Annotated in this window: 23 protein-coding genes and 1 other annotated feature; all 23 genes read right to left on the bottom strand. The window is 41.5% G+C overall.

Annotation, left to right across the window (positions count from 1 at the left end; genetic code table 11):
* Positions 1 to 23: 23 nt before the first annotated feature.
* The 23 genes from ileS to MHB83_RS12275 all read right to left on the bottom strand — a co-directional run bounded on the left by ileS (position 24) and on the right by MHB83_RS12275 (position 23,643).
* The gene (gene ileS, locus MHB83_RS12385; RefSeq protein ID WP_339162060.1) at positions 24 to 2,789 is read right to left on the bottom strand and encodes an isoleucine--tRNA ligase; all 2,766 of its coding nucleotides are present in this window, start codon (positions 2,787 to 2,789) and stop codon (positions 24 to 26) included.
* A gap of 59 nt (positions 2,790 to 2,848) precedes the next feature.
* Positions 2,849 to 3,084 (bottom strand) — a binding site (T-box leader).
* A gap of 61 nt (positions 3,085 to 3,145) precedes the next feature.
* Entirely contained in the window at positions 3,146 to 3,640 is a 495-nt protein-coding gene (locus MHB83_RS12380; protein ID WP_003211323.1) for a DivIVA domain-containing protein, read from the bottom strand.
* Positions 3,641 to 3,666: 26 nt separating this feature from the next.
* Positions 3,667 to 4,443, bottom strand: coding sequence for an RNA-binding protein (locus MHB83_RS12375; protein WP_212045842.1), 777 nt, complete (start codon positions 4,441 to 4,443; stop codon positions 3,667 to 3,669).
* Positions 4,444 to 4,496: 53 nt separating this feature from the next.
* Positions 4,497 to 4,778: a YggT family protein gene (locus MHB83_RS12370; RefSeq protein WP_106028977.1), complete on the bottom strand. Its 282-nt coding sequence runs from the start codon at positions 4,776 to 4,778 to the stop codon at positions 4,497 to 4,499.
* A 6-nt stretch (positions 4,779 to 4,784) separates the two neighbouring features.
* Positions 4,785 to 5,243: a cell division protein SepF gene (sepF, locus tag MHB83_RS12365; protein WP_003212271.1), complete on the bottom strand. Its 459-nt coding sequence runs from the start codon at positions 5,241 to 5,243 to the stop codon at positions 4,785 to 4,787.
* A gap of 1 nt (position 5,244) precedes the next feature.
* Entirely contained in the window at positions 5,245 to 5,934 is a 690-nt protein-coding gene (locus MHB83_RS12360) for a YggS family pyridoxal phosphate-dependent enzyme (protein WP_106028978.1), read from the bottom strand.
* 6 nt (positions 5,935 to 5,940) lie between these two features.
* Complete coding sequence (gene pgeF / locus MHB83_RS12355; protein ID WP_212045841.1) at positions 5,941 to 6,804, bottom strand: peptidoglycan editing factor PgeF; 864 nt, start codon at positions 6,802 to 6,804, stop codon at positions 5,941 to 5,943.
* A gap of 212 nt (positions 6,805 to 7,016) precedes the next feature.
* Complete coding sequence (locus MHB83_RS12350; RefSeq protein WP_008344958.1) at positions 7,017 to 7,253, bottom strand: YlmC/YmxH family sporulation protein; 237 nt, start codon at positions 7,251 to 7,253, stop codon at positions 7,017 to 7,019.
* A 79-nt stretch (positions 7,254 to 7,332) separates the two neighbouring features.
* Entirely contained in the window at positions 7,333 to 8,109 is a 777-nt protein-coding gene (locus MHB83_RS12345; protein WP_342496368.1) for an ABC transporter ATP-binding protein, read from the bottom strand.
* Between the two features lie 129 nt (positions 8,110 to 8,238).
* Positions 8,239 to 8,595, bottom strand: a complete 357-nt coding sequence (locus tag MHB83_RS12340; RefSeq protein WP_007499733.1) for a PTS glucitol/sorbitol transporter subunit IIA — start codon at positions 8,593 to 8,595, stop codon at positions 8,239 to 8,241.
* Positions 8,596 to 8,621: 26 nt separating this feature from the next.
* Positions 8,622 to 9,632: a PTS glucitol/sorbitol transporter subunit IIB gene (locus MHB83_RS12335; protein ID WP_137054662.1), complete on the bottom strand. Its 1,011-nt coding sequence runs from the start codon at positions 9,630 to 9,632 to the stop codon at positions 8,622 to 8,624.
* Between the two features lie 13 nt (positions 9,633 to 9,645).
* Positions 9,646 to 10,176 carry a PTS glucitol/sorbitol transporter subunit IIC gene (locus MHB83_RS12330; protein WP_003210918.1) on the bottom strand — a complete coding sequence of 177 codons (531 nt, stop codon included), beginning with the start codon at positions 10,174 to 10,176 and terminating at the stop codon, positions 9,646 to 9,648.
* A gap of 18 nt (positions 10,177 to 10,194) precedes the next feature.
* Complete coding sequence (locus tag MHB83_RS12325) at positions 10,195 to 10,626, bottom strand: transcriptional regulator GutM (RefSeq protein WP_003212289.1); 432 nt, start codon at positions 10,624 to 10,626, stop codon at positions 10,195 to 10,197.
* A 12-nt stretch (positions 10,627 to 10,638) separates the two neighbouring features.
* Positions 10,639 to 11,883 carry an SAF domain-containing protein gene (locus MHB83_RS12320; RefSeq protein ID WP_003212501.1) on the bottom strand — a complete coding sequence of 415 codons (1,245 nt, stop codon included), beginning with the start codon at positions 11,881 to 11,883 and terminating at the stop codon, positions 10,639 to 10,641.
* Between the two features lie 243 nt (positions 11,884 to 12,126).
* The gene (locus tag MHB83_RS12315; RefSeq protein WP_342496367.1) at positions 12,127 to 13,065 is read right to left on the bottom strand and encodes a sugar-binding transcriptional regulator; all 939 of its coding nucleotides are present in this window, start codon (positions 13,063 to 13,065) and stop codon (positions 12,127 to 12,129) included.
* Positions 13,066 to 13,216: 151 nt separating this feature from the next.
* Positions 13,217 to 13,996 (bottom strand): RNA polymerase sporulation sigma factor SigG, encoded by a 780-nt coding sequence (sigG, locus tag MHB83_RS12310; RefSeq protein WP_003211879.1) that lies wholly within the window; start codon positions 13,994 to 13,996, stop codon positions 13,217 to 13,219.
* Positions 13,997 to 14,139: 143 nt separating this feature from the next.
* Complete coding sequence (sigE, locus tag MHB83_RS12305; RefSeq protein ID WP_003211142.1) at positions 14,140 to 14,859, bottom strand: RNA polymerase sporulation sigma factor SigE; 720 nt, start codon at positions 14,857 to 14,859, stop codon at positions 14,140 to 14,142.
* Positions 14,860 to 14,917: 58 nt separating this feature from the next.
* Positions 14,918 to 15,847: a sigma-E processing peptidase SpoIIGA gene (spoIIGA, locus tag MHB83_RS12300; protein ID WP_050945094.1), complete on the bottom strand. Its 930-nt coding sequence runs from the start codon at positions 15,845 to 15,847 to the stop codon at positions 14,918 to 14,920.
* 237 nt (positions 15,848 to 16,084) lie between these two features.
* Complete coding sequence (locus tag MHB83_RS12295) at positions 16,085 to 19,588, bottom strand: S8 family serine peptidase (RefSeq protein WP_342496366.1); 3,504 nt, start codon at positions 19,586 to 19,588, stop codon at positions 16,085 to 16,087.
* Between the two features lie 291 nt (positions 19,589 to 19,879).
* A complete protein-coding gene (gene ftsZ / locus MHB83_RS12290) occupies positions 19,880 to 21,025 on the bottom strand; it encodes a cell division protein FtsZ (RefSeq protein ID WP_003211613.1) in 1,146 nt (381 codons plus the stop codon).
* Between the two features lie 33 nt (positions 21,026 to 21,058).
* Positions 21,059 to 22,390: a cell division protein FtsA gene (gene ftsA / locus MHB83_RS12285; RefSeq protein WP_003210781.1), complete on the bottom strand. Its 1,332-nt coding sequence runs from the start codon at positions 22,388 to 22,390 to the stop codon at positions 21,059 to 21,061.
* A gap of 159 nt (positions 22,391 to 22,549) precedes the next feature.
* Positions 22,550 to 22,918: a small basic family protein gene (locus MHB83_RS12280; protein ID WP_003210988.1), complete on the bottom strand. Its 369-nt coding sequence runs from the start codon at positions 22,916 to 22,918 to the stop codon at positions 22,550 to 22,552.
* Complete coding sequence (locus MHB83_RS12275; protein WP_342496365.1) at positions 22,918 to 23,643, bottom strand: DUF881 domain-containing protein; 726 nt, start codon at positions 23,641 to 23,643, stop codon at positions 22,918 to 22,920. The genes MHB83_RS12280 and MHB83_RS12275 overlap by 1 nt, the downstream gene beginning before the upstream one ends.
* Positions 23,644 to 23,652 lie beyond the last annotated feature (9 nt).

Here is a 23,652-nt window from a genome sequence, read left to right as displayed (position 1 = left end):
CGCTAGTTGGTCATATCACACTGTTAATTCTGGTAATATTTTTCCACGATTTCAGCATTTTTCAGTGACAATGTTGGGTATTTCGGATTTGCACCAACATCTTTTGAAATAATACGAGAACGTTCGCATAGTTCTCCTTCTGCTTTTTGAACCAAAATTCTTCCTGAAGTGTATTCAGGTGCTGATGTGTCAGCATTTTGCTCATCTTCTACAGTTAATTCAGAGATGATAAAGAGCTGCTTCACATCTTCTTTAATGGATGCAAGAAGGTTTTTCACTTCTTCTGTCGCATAAAGGGTCACACTTGCTTCAAGAGAACGTCCGATGACTTTCTCGTTACGCGCAATTTCGAGCGCTTTTAGCACATCGTCACGCACTTCCATAAAGCGGTCAAACTTCGCTTCTGTCGCTTCCGCTTGAGAAACAGCCACACCTTCTGGCATATCTGTTAACTGAACACTTGGCTCTTCAACAAAGCTTAAGTGGCTCCATAATTCATCTGCTGTATGCGGAAGAATTGGTGCAGTCAGCTTCACTAATGCCATTAATGTTTCGTAGAAGACCGTCTGCATGCTACGGCGGTCTGGATGATCCGCATGCTCAATGTACACGACATCCTTTGCAAAGTCGAGATAGAAAGAGCTTAGCTCAATTGTACAGAAATTGTGAATCGCATGATACACGACCGCAAATTCGTAATCATCATAAGCCTTTTTCACTTTATCAATCAATTTGTTTAATTTGATCAAGATATATTGATCCACTTCGCGAAGCTCTTCTACAGGTACTGCATTGACTGCTGGATCAAAGTCAAATAGGTTACCGTGCAGGAAGCGGAACGTGTTACGGATTTTACGATAGACCTCTGCTACTTGTTTTAAGATATCATCAGACACCGGGTGATCGGCTTGATAGTTGACAGAAGATACCCAAAGTCTTAGAATCTCCGCCCCAAGCTGCTTCGCTACCTTTGTTGGGTCAATTGTATTGCCTAATGATTTACTCATCTTGCGTCCTTCTTTATCAAGCGTAAAGCCGTGGCTGAGAACACCTTTATACGGTGCTTTTCCAGTGACTGCAACTGCTGTTGATAAGGAAGAGTTAAACCAGCCGCGATATTGGTCAGAGCCTTCAAGGTAAAGGTCTGCCGGACGAACAAGATCATCTCTTTCTTCTAAAACAGCTTGGTGAGAAGAACCAGAATCAAACCATACATCCATGATGTCCTGCTCTTTTGTGAATTCACCGTTTGGACTGCCTGGGTGTGTAAAGCCTTCTGGCAATAGTTCTTTCGCTTCTTTTTCAAACCAAATATTCGAGCCATGTTCTCTAAATAATTGAGAGACATGCTGAATGGTTTCATCTGTGATGATCGGCTCACCATTTTCTGCATAAAAGACCGGAATTGGAACGCCCCATACACGCTGTCTTGAAATGCACCAGTCGCCTCTGTCACGCACCATATTGAATAGGCGCGTTTCGCCCCATGCTGGCACCCATTTCGTTTCTTTAATATTGTCTAATAGCGCTTCTCTGAAGTCTTTAATCGAAGCAAACCACTGAGCGGTTGCACGATAAATCGTTGGTTTTTTCGTTCTCCAGTCATGCGGGTAGGAGTGCGTGATAAAGTCGAGCTTTTTCAGCGCGCCTTTTGCTTCAAGCTGTTCTGTGATAGCTTTATTGGCATCCTCGTAAAATAGACCTTCAAAACCAGGCGCTTCTTCTGTCATGACACCTTTTTCGTCTACTGGACATAGTACGTCAAGACCGTACTTCATGCTGACAATAAAGTCATCTTCCCCGTGACCTGGTGCTGTGTGAACACAGCCTGTACCTGCATCCGTTGTCACGTGGTCACCAAGCATCACAAGGGAATCTCTACCATAGATCGGATGCTCTGCAACGACGTTATCTAATTCTTTTCCTTTTAATGTTTTCACGACTTCATACTCTTCAAAGCCAAGCGTTTTTGCCACTTGTTCAACAAGCTCAGATGCGACAACATATCGCTCAGCACCCACTTGAAGAACACTGTACTCTAGGTTTGGATGAACACAAATCCCAAGGTTTGCAGGAAGTGTCCAAGGTGTTGTTGTCCAGATGATGAATTGTTCGCCGTTTTCAAGTACGCCTTTTCCATCTTTCACTTTAAATGAAACGTAAATGGATGGTGAACGTTTGTCTTTATATTCAATTTCCGCTTCAGCAAGAGCTGACTCACTTGAAGGAGACCAGTTAACAGGCTTTAGTCCTTTGTAAATATAGCCTCTCTTCGCCATTTCTCCGAAGACAAGAATTTGCTGCGCTTCATACTCAGGCTTTAACGTGACATATGGATTGTCCCAGTCTGCTCTGACGCCTAATCGCTTAAATTGATTGCGCTGACCCTCGATTTGCTTCCATGCATACTCCTCGCATAGTTTGCGGAATTCAGCTGTCGACATTTCTTTACGTTTGACTTTTTTATTTTTAGTGAGTGCTGTTTCAATTGGTAAGCCGTGTGTATCCCAGCCCGGTACGTACGGTGCGTGGAACCCATTCATTGATTTAAAACGGACAATAAAATCTTTTAGGATTTTATTGAGTGCGTGCCCCATATGAATGTCACCATTCGCATATGGAGGTCCATCATGCAAAATAAAGGTCGGGCGTCCTTTTGTCCGCTCTAAAACCATTTGATAGATGTCTTGTTCTGCCCACTCCTCTTGGATTTCAGGCTCTTTGTTCGGCAAGTTCCCTCTCATTGGGAATTCTGTTTTCGGCATTAATAAGGTGTCTTTGTAGTTCATACCCATTCCTCCATATGCAAATTCTGATTAAAAAACAATAAAAAAAGCCCTCTCATCCCATAAGGGACGAGAAGGCTTGTCTCGCGGTACCACCCTTTTAGACAAGCGCTATTTAAACAGCCGCTTATCCACTCTAAAATCGTAACGTGATCAGACGCCTTTTCTTACTGGTCATTTCAGAAAAGGAACTAAAGGGGTGATCTCATTGCAGCGTCTCGTAATGTCAGGCTTCCACCATCCCTGATTCGCTTTATTACGCATATGACAACTGCGAGTGTCCCTTTCAAACGTTTATCTCTTGTTAATTTATGATGGTATTATATGCAACTTGTACACGTCATGTCAAGATGATGCGCTTATTCTTTTTCGTCAAAGACAGCGTCAACTTCATATTCCAGTAAATGATCCCAATCGTCATTTTTTAGAAGATCAAGCTGAGCTTCGATGAGCATTTGGAAGCGAGTTCTAAAGACCTTCGACTGCTTCTTCAGCTCTTCGATTTCCATCGCAATCTTTCTTGATTTAGATAGCGCTTCGTTAATAATACGATCGGCATTTTTCTCTGCTTCACGAATGATCAATTTCGCTTCTTTATCAGAATGACGTTTGACGTCTTCTGCTGCTTCCTGCGCCACAAGAATCGATTTGTTTAATGTCTCTTCAATTGTAGCAAAATGACCAAGTCTTTCATCAAGCTCGTTTACTTTTTCTTCAAGTTCGTTCTTTTTACGAAGTACAATTTCATAATCTTTACGTACTTGGCTTAAAAACTCGTTTACTTCATCTTCGTCATAGCCGCGAAAGCTTTTTGTGAACGTTTTATTATGAATATCATTAGGTGTTAATGGCAACCTCGCCACCTCCAGATTCAAGTTCGTTATGTCAGAAGCTCAAATGTTACTTTAAATTTATCTTTTTTGGTCTTCCCATCAATCGTTTTGAGGCTAAAGCGGCCAAATCCCCTAACAGAGAGCTGATCGCCTTCGCCGATTGTAAAGGAAGGGTCCTCAGTGACTTTCCAGTTAACTTTGACAAGCCCATTTTTGACCAAAAGCTGTGCCTTTTGCCGAGACTGACGGCTGATTGCAGCACATACCGCATCAAGCCGCAGTGAAGAAATCGTATCTTCCTTGATGTCAGTCTTGCTCTTAACCGGCTTTAAATCTGCCTGCGTGATTTCCTCTAATGAAACGGAGGCTCTGCCGACATGCGTCAGCTGCGCCCGAACAAAATCGGCGACATCACTCGTACAAATAAATTGCACATCTTCCTCTGAAAATAACAAATCTCCAAATTTTTGACGCTTCAAGCCTGTCCCAATCAGTGAACCAAGGAGCTTCGGGTGTTCTAACGAAATAAACTTTTTCGCATAGTTCACCTGAAAATAAGAGAGCTCAGCATCCTGAGTAGCCGGTTGTAAATATTCGGGATAAATGAGCGCTCTTTTGCGCTCCGCTCCCTCATAACCGCCAAAAAACATGATCCCAAGCTCATCAGCATGCTGGATGACGGACTCGGTAATAAACTGCTCACGCGGATCAAGAAAGTCTGTTAATTTCATTCGATACTGGTCGAGTGCGATTTTTTTCCAGCCTAACACTTGGTCGACAAATGGCTGTTCGTCTTTTCTAAAATGTTGATAAATATCGCTCATTTTGTTCCCCTCTTATGTAAAAGAGCCTGGCAGCGCCAAGCCCGGCAGCCTGTCTACATGAAGCGTGCAATCATATTGTAAAGACCAGTTAGTCCATATGTTGATGCAAAACGAATCACAAGCAATGCCACAATTGGCGAGATGTCAATCATGCCAATTGGCGGAATAATTTTACGAAATGGTTCTAAATATGGTTCGCAAATATTTGTCAGAAAACGCCCAATTGATGTTTCTCTTGCAGATGGCACCCATGACATAAAGATGTAAATAATAATCGCGAATGAGTAAATCGTTAATACAGTCTGTAAAAGCTGGAAAATGTAATTTAGAATCACTATGATTTACCACCTCTGAGGTTCTTCCTCTGTCAAAAGTTCTGATATTGTGCCAGATACATCTACATTATCAGGTGTACAGAGGAATATATTCGAGCCAATACGCTGGATATCTCCACCGATTGCATATACAGTGCCGCTTAAGAAGTCGATGATTCGCTTTGCTTGATCGTGCTGAATGCGCTGCAAATTGACGACGACTGCACGTCTGTTTTTAATATGGTCTGCAATCTCCTGCGCTTCTGCATAAACACGCGGCTCACTTAACACCACTTTAGAGGATTTCTGCACGCTTTGCAAGCTGACGACATTTTGTTTTCCTGTCTGCGGACGCTCTTGAAATGCCGCTTTGTCCTTTGTTCCTTTTTCTTCTTGGACTGGTTCTCTTTCTTCATCAATATATTCGTACTCATACTCTTCATCGTCGAGAGTGAAAAAGCTTTTAAACTTATTTTTTATGCTCATGTCACGCACCTCCTGTTTCATTTCCAACAAGTGAAGAGCCAATCCGAACGAATGTCGCACCTTCTTCAATTGCGATTTCAAAATCATTTGACATGCCCATCGATAAATGCTGACAAGGTGCATTTACTTGGTTAAGATGTTTTACTTCTTCTTGAAGGTTTTTTAATGTTTTAAAGCAGTTTCGTATCACAGTGTGATCATCTGTAAATGGAGCCATCGTCATCAGTCCAGCAATTTCAATGTGTTTGAAATCAGCGAGCTGCTTGACAAATGGGATCACGTCTTCACTTTGTAAGCCATGTTTTGACTCCTCCAGCGATGTGTTCACCTGTACAAAACAGCGAACCGTGTGATCCGCTCTTTTTTCAATTTCATTCGCAAGAGAGATCCTGTCGAGCGAATGTAAGTAGTCAATGCTCTGAATGACAGATTTTACTTTTCGTGTTTGTAAACTGCCGATGAAGTGCCAGCTAATGCTTTCATCGGTTATAGCCGCTTGTTTTTCAAGTAACCCTTGGTCACGATTTTCACCAAAATGCAAAATTCCTGCTTCCTTGGCTTCTTGTGCTCGTTCAATTGAGACATATTTTGTGACAGCGACGACTGATATATCGTCTGGGTTCCGGCCGGCTCTTTTACATGCTTCGTTTATTTGTTCATTTATTTGTCTGAGATTCTCTCGTACATTCAATTGCTCTTATGCCTCCTTAAACCCGACAAAAGACATCATACGTCCTGTTTTTCCTTGATCACGCCGGTGTGAGAAGAATAGCTGATCATTGCAGCTTGTGCACATCGAACTGACATGTATGTTTTCTTCTTTCATCCCTGCATGTAGCAATACGTTTTTGTTTAATGTTTTTAAGTCTAATTTATATTGTCCTTGTGATATCTCGGAATACACATCCTCTGTAGAAAAGGGAAGCTGTTTCACTTGATTCAAGACCACATCATCAACTATGTAGCAACAGCTGCCAATGGATGGTCCAATGACGACTTGTATTTGATCGGTCTTAACACCTTCTTGGTTGACCCATAGATCTACCATTTTTGCACCAATTTGTTTGACGGTTCCTTTCCATCCGGCATGGGCTGTTCCGATGAGGCCATGTTGCGGAGCTAGAAAATAAAGCGGAACACAATCGGCGAAACAAAGAGCGAGCATGATGTTCGGTTCAGACGTATATAAGCCGTCTGTTCCAGGCAGTGCCTCATGATAATGAAGACTTCCTCTTCCTCTTTGCTCCTTGGTGACTTTCTTGATGCGGTCCTCGTGTGTTTGGTCTGCAAACACCCAATCAGAGAGCGGCACAGCAGTAGCATCTGCTATGACTTGACGATTCATTTGGACACTAGAAGCATCATCTCCTACATGGAGTCCAGTGTTCAATGATTGATATGGAGAAAGGCTGAAGCCGCCATTTTTTGTCGTAAATCCGGCTAATACCTCTTTACCAGAACATGTCATGTTCGTCCAATCATGAATCATCATTGCATAAGGTGATTTCTGCTGAAAGGGGTCATAATTGTGTGTCAAAGCTGCCTCCCACCTTTCATTCATCTCTCTTTATATCGCTCCTATTTTACCACAAGACATGCGTAGACAGTTAGTGGGATTCATTAAATATTACACTCAAATGTGCCCTTTCTACAGGTTTTTTTGCAAATTGATATGAAAACGTAATCTTTTTACCCGAAAAAGACATTGTTTGCTGAGAATGGAGAGCTTATGTTAAGGATCATTAAATGATTCATTGAGGAGTTATACGAATTTTAAGAAGACAATCGGACAAGTATCACATCTTCGCCAATTTTTACTATATTTCGCCACGGGACAATCATTTCCTCTTCTTTTCCGAAAAATCCCATCATTTTACCTGTACCGCCGATAATGATTGCTTGTATTTTACCACTCGTAACATTGATATCAATGTCCCCAATGGTGCCTAGTTTTTTTCCGCTGGACACATCGACAACATCCTTGATTTGGAATTCAGAAATACTGATCATCTGTCCTTCCCCGCCTTTCGTTTTCTACTATAATATGTATGATGGAAAAGCAGGGACGCAGACCAATAGTTTCTTTTATCTACAATTTACTTAAATGAGGACGGCCATTTCTCCACATCACATCTACCGGACATTCAAAGAAGGAAGAAAGCAAGTCGCTTGTCATCATCTCTTTTGTTTTCCCTTGATCAAAAACAGTCCCATCTTTTAATAATAAGGTGTGCTGAAAAACAGGCAAAATCTCTTCTGCATGATGGGTCGTGTAAAGCAAAGTAGGCGCATCAGGCTTTGAAGTAATGAATGAGATGGTCTCCAGCACCTGTTCTCTTGCTAAAAAATCAAGACCTGTCACAGGCTCATCTAAAATCAGGAGCTTGGGATCATTCATTAAAGCCCTCGCAATCAGGACTTTCTGCTTTTCTCCTTGCGAGAGTGTTTCATATGTCCGGTTTGCATATTTGAACGAACCAAATGCTTTTAATAGATCAATGGCTTTCTCCCTTATCTCATCTGTCGGGGTTTCATAAAGCCCGATAGAGGCAAATGCCCCGCTGAGAACAATTTCAAATGCATTGTCGTCTCTGTGCAGTTTCTTTTCAAGTCCCGCAGAAATGAGGCCAATTTTCTTCCTGAGCTTTTCGCCAAGAGCCTCCTTGCCAAAGATATGTCCCAGCACGGTCATCTCACCTGATGTAGGGAAATAATATGAGCAGAGCATATTTAATAAAGCGGTTTTCCCCGCACCATTTAAACCGTAAAGCACCCAGTGCTCCTCTTTGTTCACATGCCAGTCAACAGACTGAAGCAGCCATTTTCCATTTCGTTTTAAAGAAACATTCTTCAATTCAAGTGACACCATCATTTCCCCCTGATTAAAAATTCCGAATAAACAAATAATGAATGTTTACAGCATATCGCAATTGCTCTTTCTGGTAAACCTCACATAAAAAAGCTGCTCCTTTTACGGAACAGCTTTTCTTCATAGCTACGAAATTTCAATTCGTACGCCTTCTTTTATATCAGGAAACGTGTGCGGGGATGCAAAGACAGCTCCCGGTAATACATCATCAAACGGCTCTTGGAAGTAGATCGAAATATGGCCGAGTTCTTTAAAGTTGTCATTTGCTTTATTGCCGAGGGCTGTGATCGTGTACGTTTGATCGCCCACTTGAATGGTACCGCCCAGTTTCAACGGCTCTTCTTCTAAATGTTCGAACTCATGAATGACGGACATATCTCTTAATTCCTGCGGCGCTGCGGGTCCAAATAAAACAATCAGCTTATCTTCTTTAAATTGCGGGACTAAGATCCCGATTTCTTTTACGACAGATTGTGTGACCATGTATCTCAATTCCTCCTTTAATGCGTTTAATACATACCGAAGCTGGCAGCGTATGCGATCACAACAGATAGAACCCCTGTAATGAGACGGCTATACAAAACAGCTGGTACTCCATATTGTACCGTTTCCGGCTTCGCTTCACCAAGTGACAGCCCAACTGGAATGAAATCACACCCTACTTGACCGTTGATGGCAAATAGTGCAGGAAGTGCAAATTGAGGCGGGATATTTCCTAGTGCAATTTGACTACCAATGAGAACACCGATTACTTGTGCAATGACTGCACCAGGTCCTAAGACAGGTGATAGGAATGGCAATGTACAGACCACAACGAGCAGTAAGAGTCCCCATATAGATCCTGCCAATGGTGATAGAAAATGGGCAATCAAGTCACCAATTTTTGTATAATTGATAATTCCAATTAACATACTGACAAATGCCATGAATGGAATAATGTTTTTCAAAAGCATATCAACGGAATCACGGCCAGCCTGGTAGAACGTACCGGTAACTTTCCCAATTCCTCTTGAGAACCTCATCAGGAAATTACCTTTTTCCTGACGCTCGAGATTTTCCTCTTTCAGTTTTGAATAGGTTTCTTTGAAATTCTCCTTGTCAATCGGCTCACTGTTTTCCTGACCTTCTACTTTTTCCTCACCACTTGATGCATCCGCAAAGGAAATATCTTTTTCTGTGACGCCAGATACGAAGATATCCTCTGTAATATGTTTTGCAAGCGGTCCAGAAGGAGAGGATGCCAAAACGTCTACAGTTGGAATGCGCTTCATTGGATAAAGTCCGATTCGTGCGGTTCCTCCGCAGTCAATGACAACACACATCATTTCATCTTCTGGTATCGAGTTTTTAAAGCCGTCACATGCTTCTGTCCCTGTCATTTCTGCAATTTTACGTGCAACTGGGTGAATGCCTCCCCCTGTAATGGAAACAACCTTTCTTTTTTTACCGGTTGGTTCAAGCTCCAAGCCTTGGCCCCATCCGCCAGCACCTTTTGCAACAAATACTTTGTGGTTTGTCATGTCTAACCCTCCCCTATTGTGAATTCGCTTTCATTTTTCCTGCTAAGTATTTTGTAATCCATTCAGTAATAATACCGCGAAGTAAAATGACGACGATCCCGACTAAGAAGTACCGAACAGCAAGCTCTGACATTGAGTATCCTGCTTCTTTAATACCGTTCGCAATCCCTAAGTAGACAAACAGTTCTCCTGCGTTGGCATACGGAAACAGTGATGTCACCGGATGAACAAATGAAACAGCTGAATCATAGAATGCTGGTTTTTGTTTTTCGGGTAAGAAGCGGCCAAACGTATAAGCCATCGGGTTTGTCAAAATAAGAACGGATAAGATCGGCATTAACGTGTAGCGCAAAATGGTATATTTCGCAGCAAACTGAATCGCTCTATTCACTCGCTCTTCTCCAATAAACTTCATGACAGCATAAGTGAAAGTAAGTAACACAACAAGCGTTGGAACGATACCTGTAACAAGACCCATGAATTGCTTTCCGCCGGCTTCAAACATTCCGATAAAGTGCTCTCCAAACCATTGAATCCATTCCATGTTTCATCTCCCCTTTCTTTAGTTCACATTTGTTATATTTTTTTTCGAAATCGAGACAAGTGCCTGTTCAGCCGCCATGGAAAGTGCGTGCATGACAGCTGGCCCCTTTTTGCGTTTTTTCAACGTCTGCTTCATCATATGGTGCTCGTCTAACACAGCCCCTACATGCTTTCCTTCATATGAAGGGACTTCTTTAAATTTAGATAAGATCGACACACCGCCAAGCACATGGCATTTTTGAATGATATACGATTCATCTACAATGATGAGCGCAATGGCTCCAGGGCCAACTTTGCGCCGCTCCATTCCTGAAAATAAGTGATAGCCCTGCTTCCCTCTGTAATCATCAATAAGTGAATCCATGCTCTTGCGGTAGTACTTGATTTGAATAAAAGATAACCCGTACTGCACAATGAGAATGATACAAAGTACGATCGCTAATTTTTCCACAGCTTCACGTCCTTATGATTGAAATAAATGATCTTGTAATGATCGCAGCTTCCAGACCGTTGTGTTTGAATCAAGCTCTACATCATCATGAGTCAGGAATTGTCCTAATTTGATGTCTTTTTTCGCTACGACTTTTCCGCTAATTAAACCAATTGGAATGTGGCCGTTCGTTTTCATGTCTTGATGTGTTTCAAGAACCCCTCTTACAGAGTATCCGCCAATCCCGTCAAGTGATTCTCCAGCTTTAATATCTCTTTTTGCCACAGCGACTGTTTCTGATACTGGTACACCAATTGGGTGAATGGATGAATCATGCTGTAAGACCGCTTTTGCGATGGTAACAGGTGTTTCAAGACTCGCTAAGTGGAAAGGACGGTAAAGTGTGTAGTGTGGGCCTTTTCCAACTTTTAAGTAGCGCAGCTCTTCATCTACTGGCTCAAGGTCACTCTTCACGATGACAAATACACCTGGTGCAAGTCCATTTACATATTCAACGACTCCGAAGTTATCAAGCACGCCGCCTTGCTGTTTTTGATTCAATTTATCTGCTACATTTTCTAAATTCGCTTCGACTCCGTGCATACCGACTTTATCTGGCAGAAGCCCTGTCGCGTTACTTAATAAGTTCATTTCCGCCATTGTTTTTGTTCCGTCCTGGAATGCAGCCAGCATATGTGAACTCATATGTTTACTATCTGCTTCTGCTTGACACGTATCTGGATTTGCTTCTGGGAAGAATGGGTTGTTCTTTCCTTTCCCAGCAACGAGTACCTCAAGACCCATTGTTTTCGCAAATTCATATAATTCTAGTGTTGCTGCTGGTTCGTCTCCAGCTGATCCTGAGTAAACAAGTCCTGCATTTGTGAATAACTTATGCATGACCAACCCGATGGTAATATCAACTTCTACATTTAAAAGAACGAGATGTTTTTTTGAATTAAGCGCTTCCAAAGAAATGTTTGCTCCGACCTCTGGGACACCTGTTGCATCTACGACAACTTCTACGGAATCTGATTGAATCACTTCTCTGTAATCATTTGTGACAACCATTTGATGCGGCTTTGCATGCTGCTTGTAAAAATTCGCTGCCTTCTCTGCTGCACTAAGGTGAATATCACAAACACCAGCAACAATCATGCCTGGAATTTTAGAAATTTGTGAAATGAGTCCAAAGCCCATTTGGCCTGCTCCAATAATCCCTACTTTGATTGGATCTCCACTGCGTTCTCGAGCTAACAATTGTTGATAGATTGACATCTAAATCATCCTTTCAGGTTTTCTTGCTTCTCAATAGATTGCTAGAAATATAATCTGAAACTTTTAACAAATGTTATAAAAATTAACAAAAATCCGTTTATTGTAACATTTGTTATTTTGTTTATCATTTGTTATGAACTTAGTTTATATGATGTGTCAACTTTGTGTCAAGCTAAAATCGATAAAATTTTCAATCTTTTTGAGTCTAAAGACTCAAAAAAACTACCTAATGATATTAGGTAGTTACTTTAATAAGGCATCTCCAGTTCGTTCATCGGTAATTAATACATGAATTAATCCACCTGCTAATGCCGCCCGAATTGCTTCAATTTTTTCTTCGCCACCAGCGACACCTATGACAAGTGGAATTTCTTTTAGCTTTTGGGGGCTTATGCCCATCACCCGGTCGTTCCATGGGTGGGGATATACTTCCCCTTGATGATCAATAAAGTTATAGCAAATGTCACCTGCTACATCCTTTGCTTGAAGGATGTCCTCTTCACCGCTTGTCATATAAGATTTCACCATCGTTGAATGCTGCGGAACACCACCAATTCCGACAACCGCGATATTTGATGATTCTCCTAGTTCAATCACTTTTTTGATTGACGGCTGCCGGATCAGTACATCTTTCGCTTCTTTCGTATCAAGCATGACAGGTACATGTAAAAACTCACATTTAGATTTGAGCGCCTCTGTGCATCTCGCAATAATATAGTTGGCGTGGATATCGACATCTTCATTTCCCACACCTCCGACAAGCGGAACAAATGTCACGGATGGATAGTGCTGAACAGACGTAATCGCTTTCGCCATCTCATGCAGCGTTGTCCCAGAGGAAAACCCAATAACTTGTCCATCCTTCATCACTTTTAATAAAAAGCTTGCCGCCGCGGCACCGATTCGGCTTTTGGTTGTGTCTTTGCTGAGTGTTTCCACACAGACGACTTCTCGGAGCCCATATTTACGTTCTATTTTTCTTTCTAACGATCCATACTGTTGGTTGACTTCATCATGAATAATGATTTCCACGATTCCTGCTTCACGTGCTTTTGCCAAATATTTCGATATGAGCGAACGGCTAACCCCAACCGCTTCTGCGATGTTAGATTGAGTGGCGCCTTCTTCATAATACATATGCGCAACCTTAATGAGCAGCCTTCTTTCATCATGGAATGTCATAATAACCCTTCTTTCCGCTTAAGTGTTCCCTAACAAATGCTATCTAAAATAACATTTGTTAAAAACAGATTAAATGAAAAAAATAACAGAGTCAATACTAGAGGAGTGTTCTCTCATAAGAATGAAAAAAGCCGCACATGAAGCGGCGGCTTTAAAAGATGTTTTTATTCATTTGTTTGATGGCTGCTTTTTCAAGCCTAGAGACTTGTGCCTGAGAAATCCCGATCTCTTCGGCAACTTCCATTTGCGTTTTTCCCTGGAAGAAGCGTTTGCGAAGAATCATTTTTTCCCTGTCGTTCAACCTACGCATGCCCTCTTTTAAGGCCAATTCTTCCACCCATTGTGTGTCTTTGTTCCGTTCATCACTAATTTGATCCATCACATAAATCGGATCTCCTCCGTCATTATAGATCGGTTCAAACAAAGATACAGGATCTTGAATTGCATCTAGGGCAAAGACAATTTCCTCATGAGGCACTTCCAGCACTTTGGCAATGTCTTCTGCTGTTGGCTCCTTGCTTGTCTCACTAATCAGCCTCTCACGGACCTGAAGTGCCTTATAGGCAATATCTCTTAGCGAGCGAGACACCCGAATCGGGTTGTTATCACGCAAGTATCGACGGATTTCTCCTATGATCATAGGAACCGCATAAGTTGAAAATCTGACATTGTGGCTTAAATCAAAATTATCAATTGATTTCATTAATCCGATACAGCCTACTTGGAAGAGATCGTCGACATATTCGCCTCTGTTGTTAAAACGCTGAATCACACTTAAAACCAACCGTAAATTGCCATTGACTAGCTTTTCTCTTGCTGTATCGTCACCCTCATCTTGCAGCTGTCTGAACAATTTTCTCATCTCGTCGTTTTTCAGAACAGGCAGCTTGGAGGTGTCGACTCCGCAGATTTCCACTTTATTTCTGGACACTTTTTTCCCTCCCTACAGGAGCTGTTGTACAAAGTTCAGTATCTCCTTGGGATGGAAAAATATGCACGAGCGATGACGAGAATCATGAAAAAAAAGGTTGTTTCCTTTGACAGTGCAGGGACAGAGCTTTTTTAAAAAAATTTTTAGACCATTTTATTAAATTCTTTTTGTAATCGTTTAATAATTCTTTTTTCAAGCCTCGAAATATAAGACTGTGAAATCCCAAGCATGTCAGCGACATCTTTTTGGGTTTTTTCCTCACCACCAATTAAGCCAAATCTTAGTTCCATGATCTGCTTTTCGCGGTCATTTAATTGTTCGAGCGCTTTTTTCAGCAATTTTTTATCCACATTTGCTTCAATATCGCGTGTGATAATATCATCATCTGTTCCAAGTACGTCTGATAAAAGCAGTTCATTTCCGTCCCAATCAATGTTGAGCGGCTCATCAAACGAAACTTCTGACCGGATTTTATTATTTCGACGTAAGTACATCAAAATCTCATTTTCAATACATCTCGAAGCATATGTTGCAAGCTTGATCTTTTTTTCTGGGTTAAATGTATTGACTGCTTTGATCAGACCAATGGTTCCGATACTGATTAAATCCTCAATATTAATACCTGTGTTTTCAAATTTTCTTGCGATGTAAACGACTAAACGCAAATTTCTTTCAATCAGAATCGCTCTTGCGGTTTGATCTCCCTTTGGTAATTTGACAAGCAGCTCCTGCTCTTCATCCTTTGATAATGGAGGCGGGAGCGCTTCACTTCCACCAATATAATAAATTTCATCACTCTTTAGACCTAGCTTCATGAGGAGTTTATACCAGTAGTAAGTGAGTTTAAATTTTAATTTTTTCATCTTCTTCTCCCTTCTAAATGTCAAGTTGACCTCGTAAGATAAAAGACATCACCAAAAACTACGACACCCCCTGGATGATTTTCCCGTCTAACATATCTGGATGAATGATGGATTGAAATTCCTGATCTGCCGATAAACCGCTGAGACTCAACCCAACAAAACACTTAGCAGGCTGAATCATATGCGTCTTTGAATAAATGAAGACTGTATCTGGTTTTAGGCATAGTAGAAAGCCGTGATCATGACCGACCGCTCGATATGGAACAAGTCTTAATCGATCAAGAAGAGGAAATTGATCATCGATCTTTTGCATGACTTCAACAGGATGAGACTGTTTCATGAGCTCTATAAATGACTCTCCGCAAATGGCCGTTAGCTGGTCGGCCTGGACGATCATGACAGGTGTTTTTGTCATAGGATCATACAGCTGGTTGCCAGAATCGACGAGTCCCTTTAAACGGATGGTCTCTCCATGAATGTGTATTTCCACAAGCACTTGTTCATCAACCTGTCTTTTTTTCGTACCCACCTCGCCTAATCTTTTCTTTGAAAACAGCCAAATCGCAGGAAACCCAGTTAAAACAAAAAGCCAGCTAATCGGATCACCAAAGCCATCATTTTGAGAAATCAGCAGGCCATCTTGAATCACTGTATTGGTTTGCAAAAATGAATGAACCCCGATCATGCCTCCTCCCATCAAAAATGTTACAAAGTAAAAAGCAAACAGATTTTGAAAAAAGGAACGAAATCTTTGAAAACCAAAGGTTGCAAGAACAATGAAGACAGAAAAAAGTAGTTTGCCTAAAGGGTGTGACACAACCATTGCAAATGGTGTAAAGAGCAAGAGAACAATGCTCGATCCAATGAGAGCTCCTAACATATATCGTCTTTTTTTCACTTGTCGTTTGAGAATAAATGCAGTGAGTAAGAGAAGCAATAGATCAAAACAAAAGTTTAACAGCCAAATCACATCTAAATAAATGACCACCTTCTGCTCCTTTCATCTGAAACAAAGAATCAAAAGCAGTACTTGCACTTGTTTGTACCAGTATAAAACAGTCATGAGATGGAAGTCTGTCAATTCTTGTTGGGGATGATAGAGAACTTTTGGTGGATTGTTATTGTTTTTGTCGAGGAATGAGAGAGAGTATTCTTCTGGACAAGCCTTCAAACAATTGTTGAAAGAAAAAAGACACGCTCCAAGAAGTCGTGTCTTTTGTTTAAGTTACTTTTCATTGATGTTTAATGTACCTGAAGCTTTTTGTCTTGTGACATTTCCATAATCATCTCGCACAATTACTTCAATGACCGCACCTTTTGCTTTAGCGGTAGAAGTAGCAGTCCAGTAGCCTTCATACGTTCCGCTCGATACTTCGCGAAGCGGCAGCTCTGTGGTATTTTGAAGCTTTGATCTCGCGTTTGTCAGCGGCATGTGAATGACAAACGTTGCGTCTAGCTTTTCTCTGCTGTGAAATGAAATTTTAACAGACTCCCCTGATGCCAGATGGACATTCTCTGCTGGAGTCAGCTTAGAAATCTCAGGTGCCTCGTATTGGACATCGATCTTGATTTTTTTAGTTGTTTTGTTTCCTGCTGCATCTTTCGCTGTGACTTTGATCATATTTTTCCCGTTCTCAAGCAGTATTCTTACGGAATACTTCCCTTCTTTTATGGTTGCCTTTTTTCCATTTACGGTGACTTGATCAAGATGATCATCTGTCACCTTTCCTTCTACAGTGAGCGATTCTTTATTCGTCTTTTCCCCTTTTTTCGGTGTATCGATAGTGAGCGCTGGCGCTGTTTGATCAATGATTACCTTTACTGGTGTAGATCGTTTTGTTGCACCTTTATCCGTAACAGTTGCAGCCGTGAATACATGCTCTCCACTTGAAACTGTGACCTTTTCTTTGAAGGCGCCTGACTGATCTGCTTTCACTTTGGCAATCTCTTCGTCGTTTTGATAGATCGCTACATCAAGCCCAGGAGAGGCTTTGCCTTCAATCTCCAGTTCATCTTTGTTCGTAATGACGCCTGCCTTTGGAGATGTAATCTCTGGCACATCTGCTTCATAGTCAACAAGCGCACGAATCATATAATTTCCCTCTTCTTTTGGAGAAGGAGAAAATGCACCGCTTGTCAGCTGCCAGCTTCTTTCAGCATTTGGTCCATCTTCATCAGTTGCAAGCCCTGGAGATTCCGTATTCTTTTTCGTTTGAATATAGACAAGATAGAAATCTCCATCCACCGTAATGGCTTGATCTTCTAAATCTACTTTTGTCCATTCCCCATTACGCAGCGCTTTTGCTTTTAGAGGTCCTGCCATTTTCTCCCCTGGAGCTCCGTTCTTCCCAGAAGCGTCATACACTTCAACTGCAAATTCATTCCCTCCAGGAGCTGGCCACTCTGATGACCAGAAACGGAAAAGCCCTCCTGTGAGTTGCGCTTGTTTCTTCCCCTTTTCTAATGAAAACTTCACAGCCCAGCCATTGCCAGGATCATAGAAGGCTCTCGCATTTTCAGCTGTTCCATCATCGTAGCCAATTTCCCCAGCAAAGCCGATGAATGGCTCTAGCTGAATGTTTTTTCCAACTGGCTTTTCTGTCACATCTGCTGTAAAAGAATATCCTTTAAATCCTTTGGCAAATACTTTGACGGTATAGACACCGCTCAATGCCTCTAGAGAAAATTCGCCAGATTCATTTGTTTTCACCGGCTTAATTTTCGCATCCTCTACAAGATAAACCGTGGCATCCTTTATCTTTTCACCCGTTGTTTCGTTGGCAATTGTGCCAGATATCGTTCGTTTCTTTAGTGGCTGTAAGGCGAAATTCGCCTCTGCCGTTTTATTTGAAGAAATATGGACGGTTTGTGTGCGTGATTCAAATCCGTAAGCTTCCGCTTTCACTGTGAATTTTCCTGCACTGTGAGGAAGCTGATATCTCCCTGTCGCTTCATCTGTGTACGTTGACTTGCCGCTTTCAAGAACACTAATTTCCGCTTTCATTGGAAGAGCTTTGATGGACGGACCAGCTAGATTTTTTTCCTTTTTCAATTCTTTTATGTTCGCAGGCTTCTTATGTGGGTGTACCGCCTTATCTTTTTGAGTCAAGGCTTGATCTGTTATTTTCATATCATCTAAATGAACATCTTCGTTTGTCACCTGTCCTTCAATCATGCCAATTCCATCTGTTAATGCCGTAATCGCCTCTCTTGCATCAACTAAACCTGCCCCATAGCCATTGTTTGGGGATTCCGGGAATTGCTGATCAGTTAACGGCTTCGCTGTATCAATCAGAATTTGTTCAATCTCTTCAACAGAAAGATCTGACTGTGCTTGGCGAAGAAGAGCCACAACAGCTGAAACATGCGGACCAGCCATCGACGTCCCATTCCAGCCATCCTCATACCCTTTCCCAGGAATGGATGAACGAATGTTTACCCCTGGGGCGGCAATGTCTGGTTTCATGCCACCATATGGAGACGGACCTTGCAGCGAGAAAGACCCCAATTTGTTATCTTGATCCGTAGCACCCGTTGCAAAGACCTCTTGATAGTTCGCAGGATTCGCAATAGATCCTTCACCACCAGGGTTGAATAAATCGGTATTGCCAGCTGAAAACTCTGGGAAGATGTCCGCCGCTCTCCAAGTATTGACGACATCTTTATACCAATCATCTAGGCCAGGTCCACCTCCCCAAGAATTATTGACAACATCTGGTGCCTTTTCTGGATGCGGGTTGCCGGCCTCATCTTTTGGTGCTAAAATCCACTCACCTGCGTCAAGCAGATCAGCATCTGTCCCACCATCTTCTGAGAAAGCTTTCACCGCAATCCATTTTGCGCCCGGTGCGACACCGATTTGATTCTTTCCATCTGGCTCAGAGCCAACCATCGTTCCCGTTACATGTGTACCATGCTCTAAATCATCATATGGCGCTTCAGATCCTGTCGTAGCATCGTACCAATTGAATTCATGAGTTGGTTCATTCGGATGTGCTGGATCAAATCCGCGGTATTTTTCCTTTAAAGCAGGATGATCCCATTCCACTCCTGTATCAATACTTGCCACAACTGTACCAGTACCGTCATAACCTAAAGCCCACGCTTCTGGAGCATGAACTTGAGAAATGTTCCACTCGACTCCACCTACTGCTTTCATTTGTTTTTTCTGCTTCGTCTTCAAATCAACCGGCCGGTGAATTTGACGGGTTTCATTTGGCAACACTTGATCTACTTCTGGGAAGGCAGCCACCTTTTCCATGACTTCTTTCGTTCCAGTCACCGCTAAACCATTCACAATATAGTACGAATGAATCTCCTTCACTTGCTTTTTCTTTTGTTCCTTTTGTAAATACGTAAGGAGCGCTTCCTGCGTCTTTTCAGACGTTGCTCTTAATTCGGATACGACAGCTGATCTTTTTGTGTATTGCGTTTTAGCCGCTGTTAATTTCTGTTTTTTGGCTTTGATCACCGCTTCCTTCGCCACATTTTGCGTATTTGTTTGCTCTTTCATTTTGATTAAAAAAGTCACCTGATCATCCTGCTGAAACTGCTTCATTAATCTAGATGAGATCTTTGCTTTTGTAGTCTTAGAGGAGACAGCTTCCTCCTGATATGAGGTAGAAGTCGATGTTGCTTGAACCGTCCCAAAGCTTGTCATCGTTAAAGTACCAATCACCAAAAGACTCATCAAACGATAGCCGGCGGTCTTGCGAAACTTCAATTTCAATCAAATCCCTCCTCCTCAAATGTCCAAACAGAGTATAGGTCCCACTCCTTTCCTTCTGTTGTTCATGACAAGATTCATGGTGTTCTATTTAATGTAGTCAAATAAAGTTCATCATTTTGTCGTTTTTTGTAAGAGGAAGTAAAAATGATTCTTTTTTCTTAAATACCATAAGTCAAATTACATATGGAAATTGAAGTAGCTTTCACGTATTTATGACTTTTTGATTAGAAACCCTTATAAGTTGAGACATAAAAAAACCCCTTCCAATGGAAGGGGTTAACCTATACTCGATTAGCGTTTATTGCGGTTGCGTAAGAACGTTGGAATGTCTAGCGTATCATCACTTGATTGTGTATTTTGTCTTGGCTGAGATGATGGCTGTTGATGTTCCTCACGTTTTACTTCACGTTTTTGAGGGATGGATTGATTTTGCTTTAATCCTTGTCCTAATGGGTTTCTTTGTGATTTTGTCACTTCTGGTTCTTGCTCAATAAATCCAGTAGCGATCACAGTCACCACAATTTCATCCTTCAAGTTATCATTGATGACAGACCCGAAAATCATGTTTACATCTTCGTCAGATGCAGAAGCCACAATATCCGCGGCTTCTTGCACTTCATAAAGACTCAGGTTCGTTCCACCCGTAATGTTCATGATGACACCTTGAGCACCATCGATTGCTGTTTCTAGAAGTGGTGAGGAAATGGCTTTCTTCGCGGCTTCCGCAGCACGGTTTTCACCTGTTGCGACACCAATACCCATAAGCGCTGAACCTTTATTGGACATGATGGTTTTCACGTCAGCAAAGTCAAGGTTAATCAGACCTGGTGTTGCAATTAAATCTGAAATCCCTTGAACACCTTGTCTAAGCACGTTATCTGCCGCGCGGAATGCTTCCAGCATTGGCGTGTTTTTATCAACAATTTCAAGCAAGCGATCGTTTGGAATCACGATTAATGTGTCAACGGCTTCTTTCATAGAAGCAATTCCTTCAACTGCTTGAAGCTGACGCTTTCTTCCTTCAAATGTGAAAGGACGAGTCACAACTCCAACTGTCAATGCACCAGAATCTTTTGCGATTTTTGCAATGACAGGTGCAGCACCCGTACCAGTTCCACCGCCCATACCAGCTGTAACGAAGACCATGTCTGCGCCTTTTAATACTTCTTCAATCTGCTCTTTGCTTTCCTCAGCAGCTTTTTTACCGACTTCAGGATTCGCACCTGCTCCAAGCCCTCTTGTCAGCTTAGCACCGATTTGCATTTTAGTTTCTGCTTTTGATAGATTTAACGCCTGTGCATCAGTATTGACTGCAATAAAATCGACACCTTGTACGTCATTTTCAATCATTCGGTTGACAGCGTTATTCCCGCCGCCACCTACTCCGATTACTTTAATTGATGCTAGGCCGTCTATATTTGTTTCAAACTCCAACATGCTGAATCCTCCTAATCCGTCGAAAATCTAATTCTATTCCCAGAACATATTAAATAGTTTTTTCATTTTGCCCGGTTTTTTATTTGTCTCTTGTTGTGCTTGTTGTGCTTTTTGTTTTACTTTCGGTCTTGGCTGCGCTTCTTTCACTTGTGGTGCAGAAGAAACCGGCTCCATGGATGCGCCTACTTCATGAAACGCCTCATCTGGCATTTGGAATCCAACTTGTCTGCCCTGAATCTTTGCATTGCGATAAGCAAAGTGGATCAGACCCACTCCTGTCATATATTGAGGCTCTCTCACCCCGATATAATTCGGACTTGCAATCCTGACATTGTTTTGCAAGACTGTTTGTGCAAGAGAAAGGATACCTGGAATGGCTGCCTGTCCACCTGTTAGAACGAATCCACCAGGCAAATCATGGACACCCATATTTCTTAATTCCTCTGCCACAAAGAGCAGGATTTCTTCCAGCCGCGCTTCAATAATGTTAGCCGCATCAATTTGTGTATACGTTTGTTTTTGATCAGTACCGATCACAGAAACTTCAAATGTCTCCTCAGTCGATGCCTCATCATAAAACGCATGCCCAAATTGTTTTTTGATTCGTTCAGCTTCTTCAGTGGAAGTTCTAAGTCCTATAGACAAATCTTTTGTTATGTTCTCTCCGCCCAAAGGGATACTGTGAGTAGAATAGAGATGCCCGTTTTCAAATACGGAAATCGTTGTAGATCCGCCGCCAATATCGACAAGAGCTACCCCAAGATTTTTTTCATCTTTCGATAATGCTGCCGAGCCCGATGCGAGTGGCTGCAAGCATATATCCAGTATTTCAATTCCAGCTCTTTCTACACATCGGAGCCAGTTATGTAGAATCGTTTTAGAACCTGTAATTAACGATCCTTCCACCTCTAGCCGAACACCAAGCATTTTTTTCGGATCTGTGATCTCATCTCTTCCGTCGACGATAAATTGTCTCGGAATCACGTCTACGACGAGATGTTCTTGAGGAATAGATACTACTTGTGCAGCATCTAAGACACGTCTCACATCTTCAGCATGTATTTCTTTGTTTTCACTAGATACTGCGACTACGCCGCTCGTATTCTGAATATGAATGTGGTTTCCGTTAATTCCGACAATCGCCTTTTGTAAAGGAAAACCTACCATTCTCTCAGCCTGTTCAAATGCTTGTCTAATAGAATGAACTGTCTCATCTATATCAACAATCGATCCTTTTTTTAACCCCTCTGAAGGGACATTTCCAACACCTATAATGTTAAGCGAATCATCCGCCATTTCTCCGACGATGACTTTTATATTGGATGTACCGATGTCAAGGCTGACGTAAATTTCATTGTTGTTCATTCTATGGCACCTCCTCACATATCAATACTTTCTATTCTATTATTTGCTGAACAACAATACAATGAATGTGTTTTTACAAGTGTGTAACAAAACTTAAAAAATCAACATTTTTTATTAGGATTACTGAAAATATTCGTTACATCATATGTATATCCTTTTTTATGACTCACTTTTTTTCTTTTTTTCTCTAGAAATTGTCCATTTTGTTAGGAGAATTCTTCTAATAACTGCTATATTTTGAAACAATCTAACGCCGAATGCAAACATTCCGACTAAGTACAAGTCTACACCAAGATGGACGCCCAGAAAAGCTAAACTTATTGCCAGTATAATATTAAAGAAGAAGCCTGATACAAACACTAGTTCATCGTATGCCCCTTGCAGATGTGCCCGGATTCCACCAATCAATGTATCAAGCGCAGCAAGTACAGCGAGGGAAAGATAATTAGAATACTCATTCGGTATCGTAAAATTAGTTAAGAAACCGATCGCAACTCCTATGATTAAGCCAAGTACAGGAAGCCACATTAAGATTTTCCCTCCTTTACATCGTCAAGAGGCTTCAATTCGTTTACTTGAATTGCACCGTCATATGCTTTTAAGTGGATTTTTTTCTTCGGCTGGCTCATACTCAAGCTGAAGTTTTCCTGAGCAAACAAATCACCAATATCTGATACATTTAAACGGCTGTATAATTTGTCAGCCTGCTCACTAATTATTTTAATTGTGACTTCATCACTATCTAGGCTGTAGCCATCCATTTTTGTCGTGCCATTAATATCTCGAATGACACTTGTATTAATGACACGGCGATCATTGATGGAAATATGTTTTGCCCCAAACATATTGGCTTCATTCATTAACTTTTTCAGAAGATCAGGTGGGATATTTTTCACTTCTTCTCCGGTAAGGTCCTTGGAAAAAAGCTGAGATATTTCAATTTCAATCCCCTCCCCTTCCACTTCTGTAAAACCAGCCTTTTCTTTTAAATCCTTTAATGTTTTTGTTAATTGTGCTTCTTTTGATCGGTCTCCTTGATGACCATATTTTTTTAGCATCTCGTCGTATTTATCAATTTCTTTGAGCAAATCCAATTCCTTACTTTTAGATGCAGATAAATCCTCTCTCAGTTCCCACACATCACGAGTATCACGAACTTTGGGCTTTTGTAAGGAATTAAATTGGATGGAGATCATGATGCCAAATATGATCATTAAAGCTGTTAAACTAAGTAAAGGCTTCTTTTTCCTCAACACCACTCA

Source organism: Bacillus sp. FSL K6-3149, from assembly GCF_038630515.1.
Classification (GTDB): domain Bacteria; phylum Bacillota; class Bacilli; order Bacillales; family Bacillaceae; genus Bacillus; species Bacillus pumilus.
The sequence above is the reverse complement of the archived record's forward strand: the minus strand, read 5'-3'. Positions and strand labels throughout refer to the sequence as shown.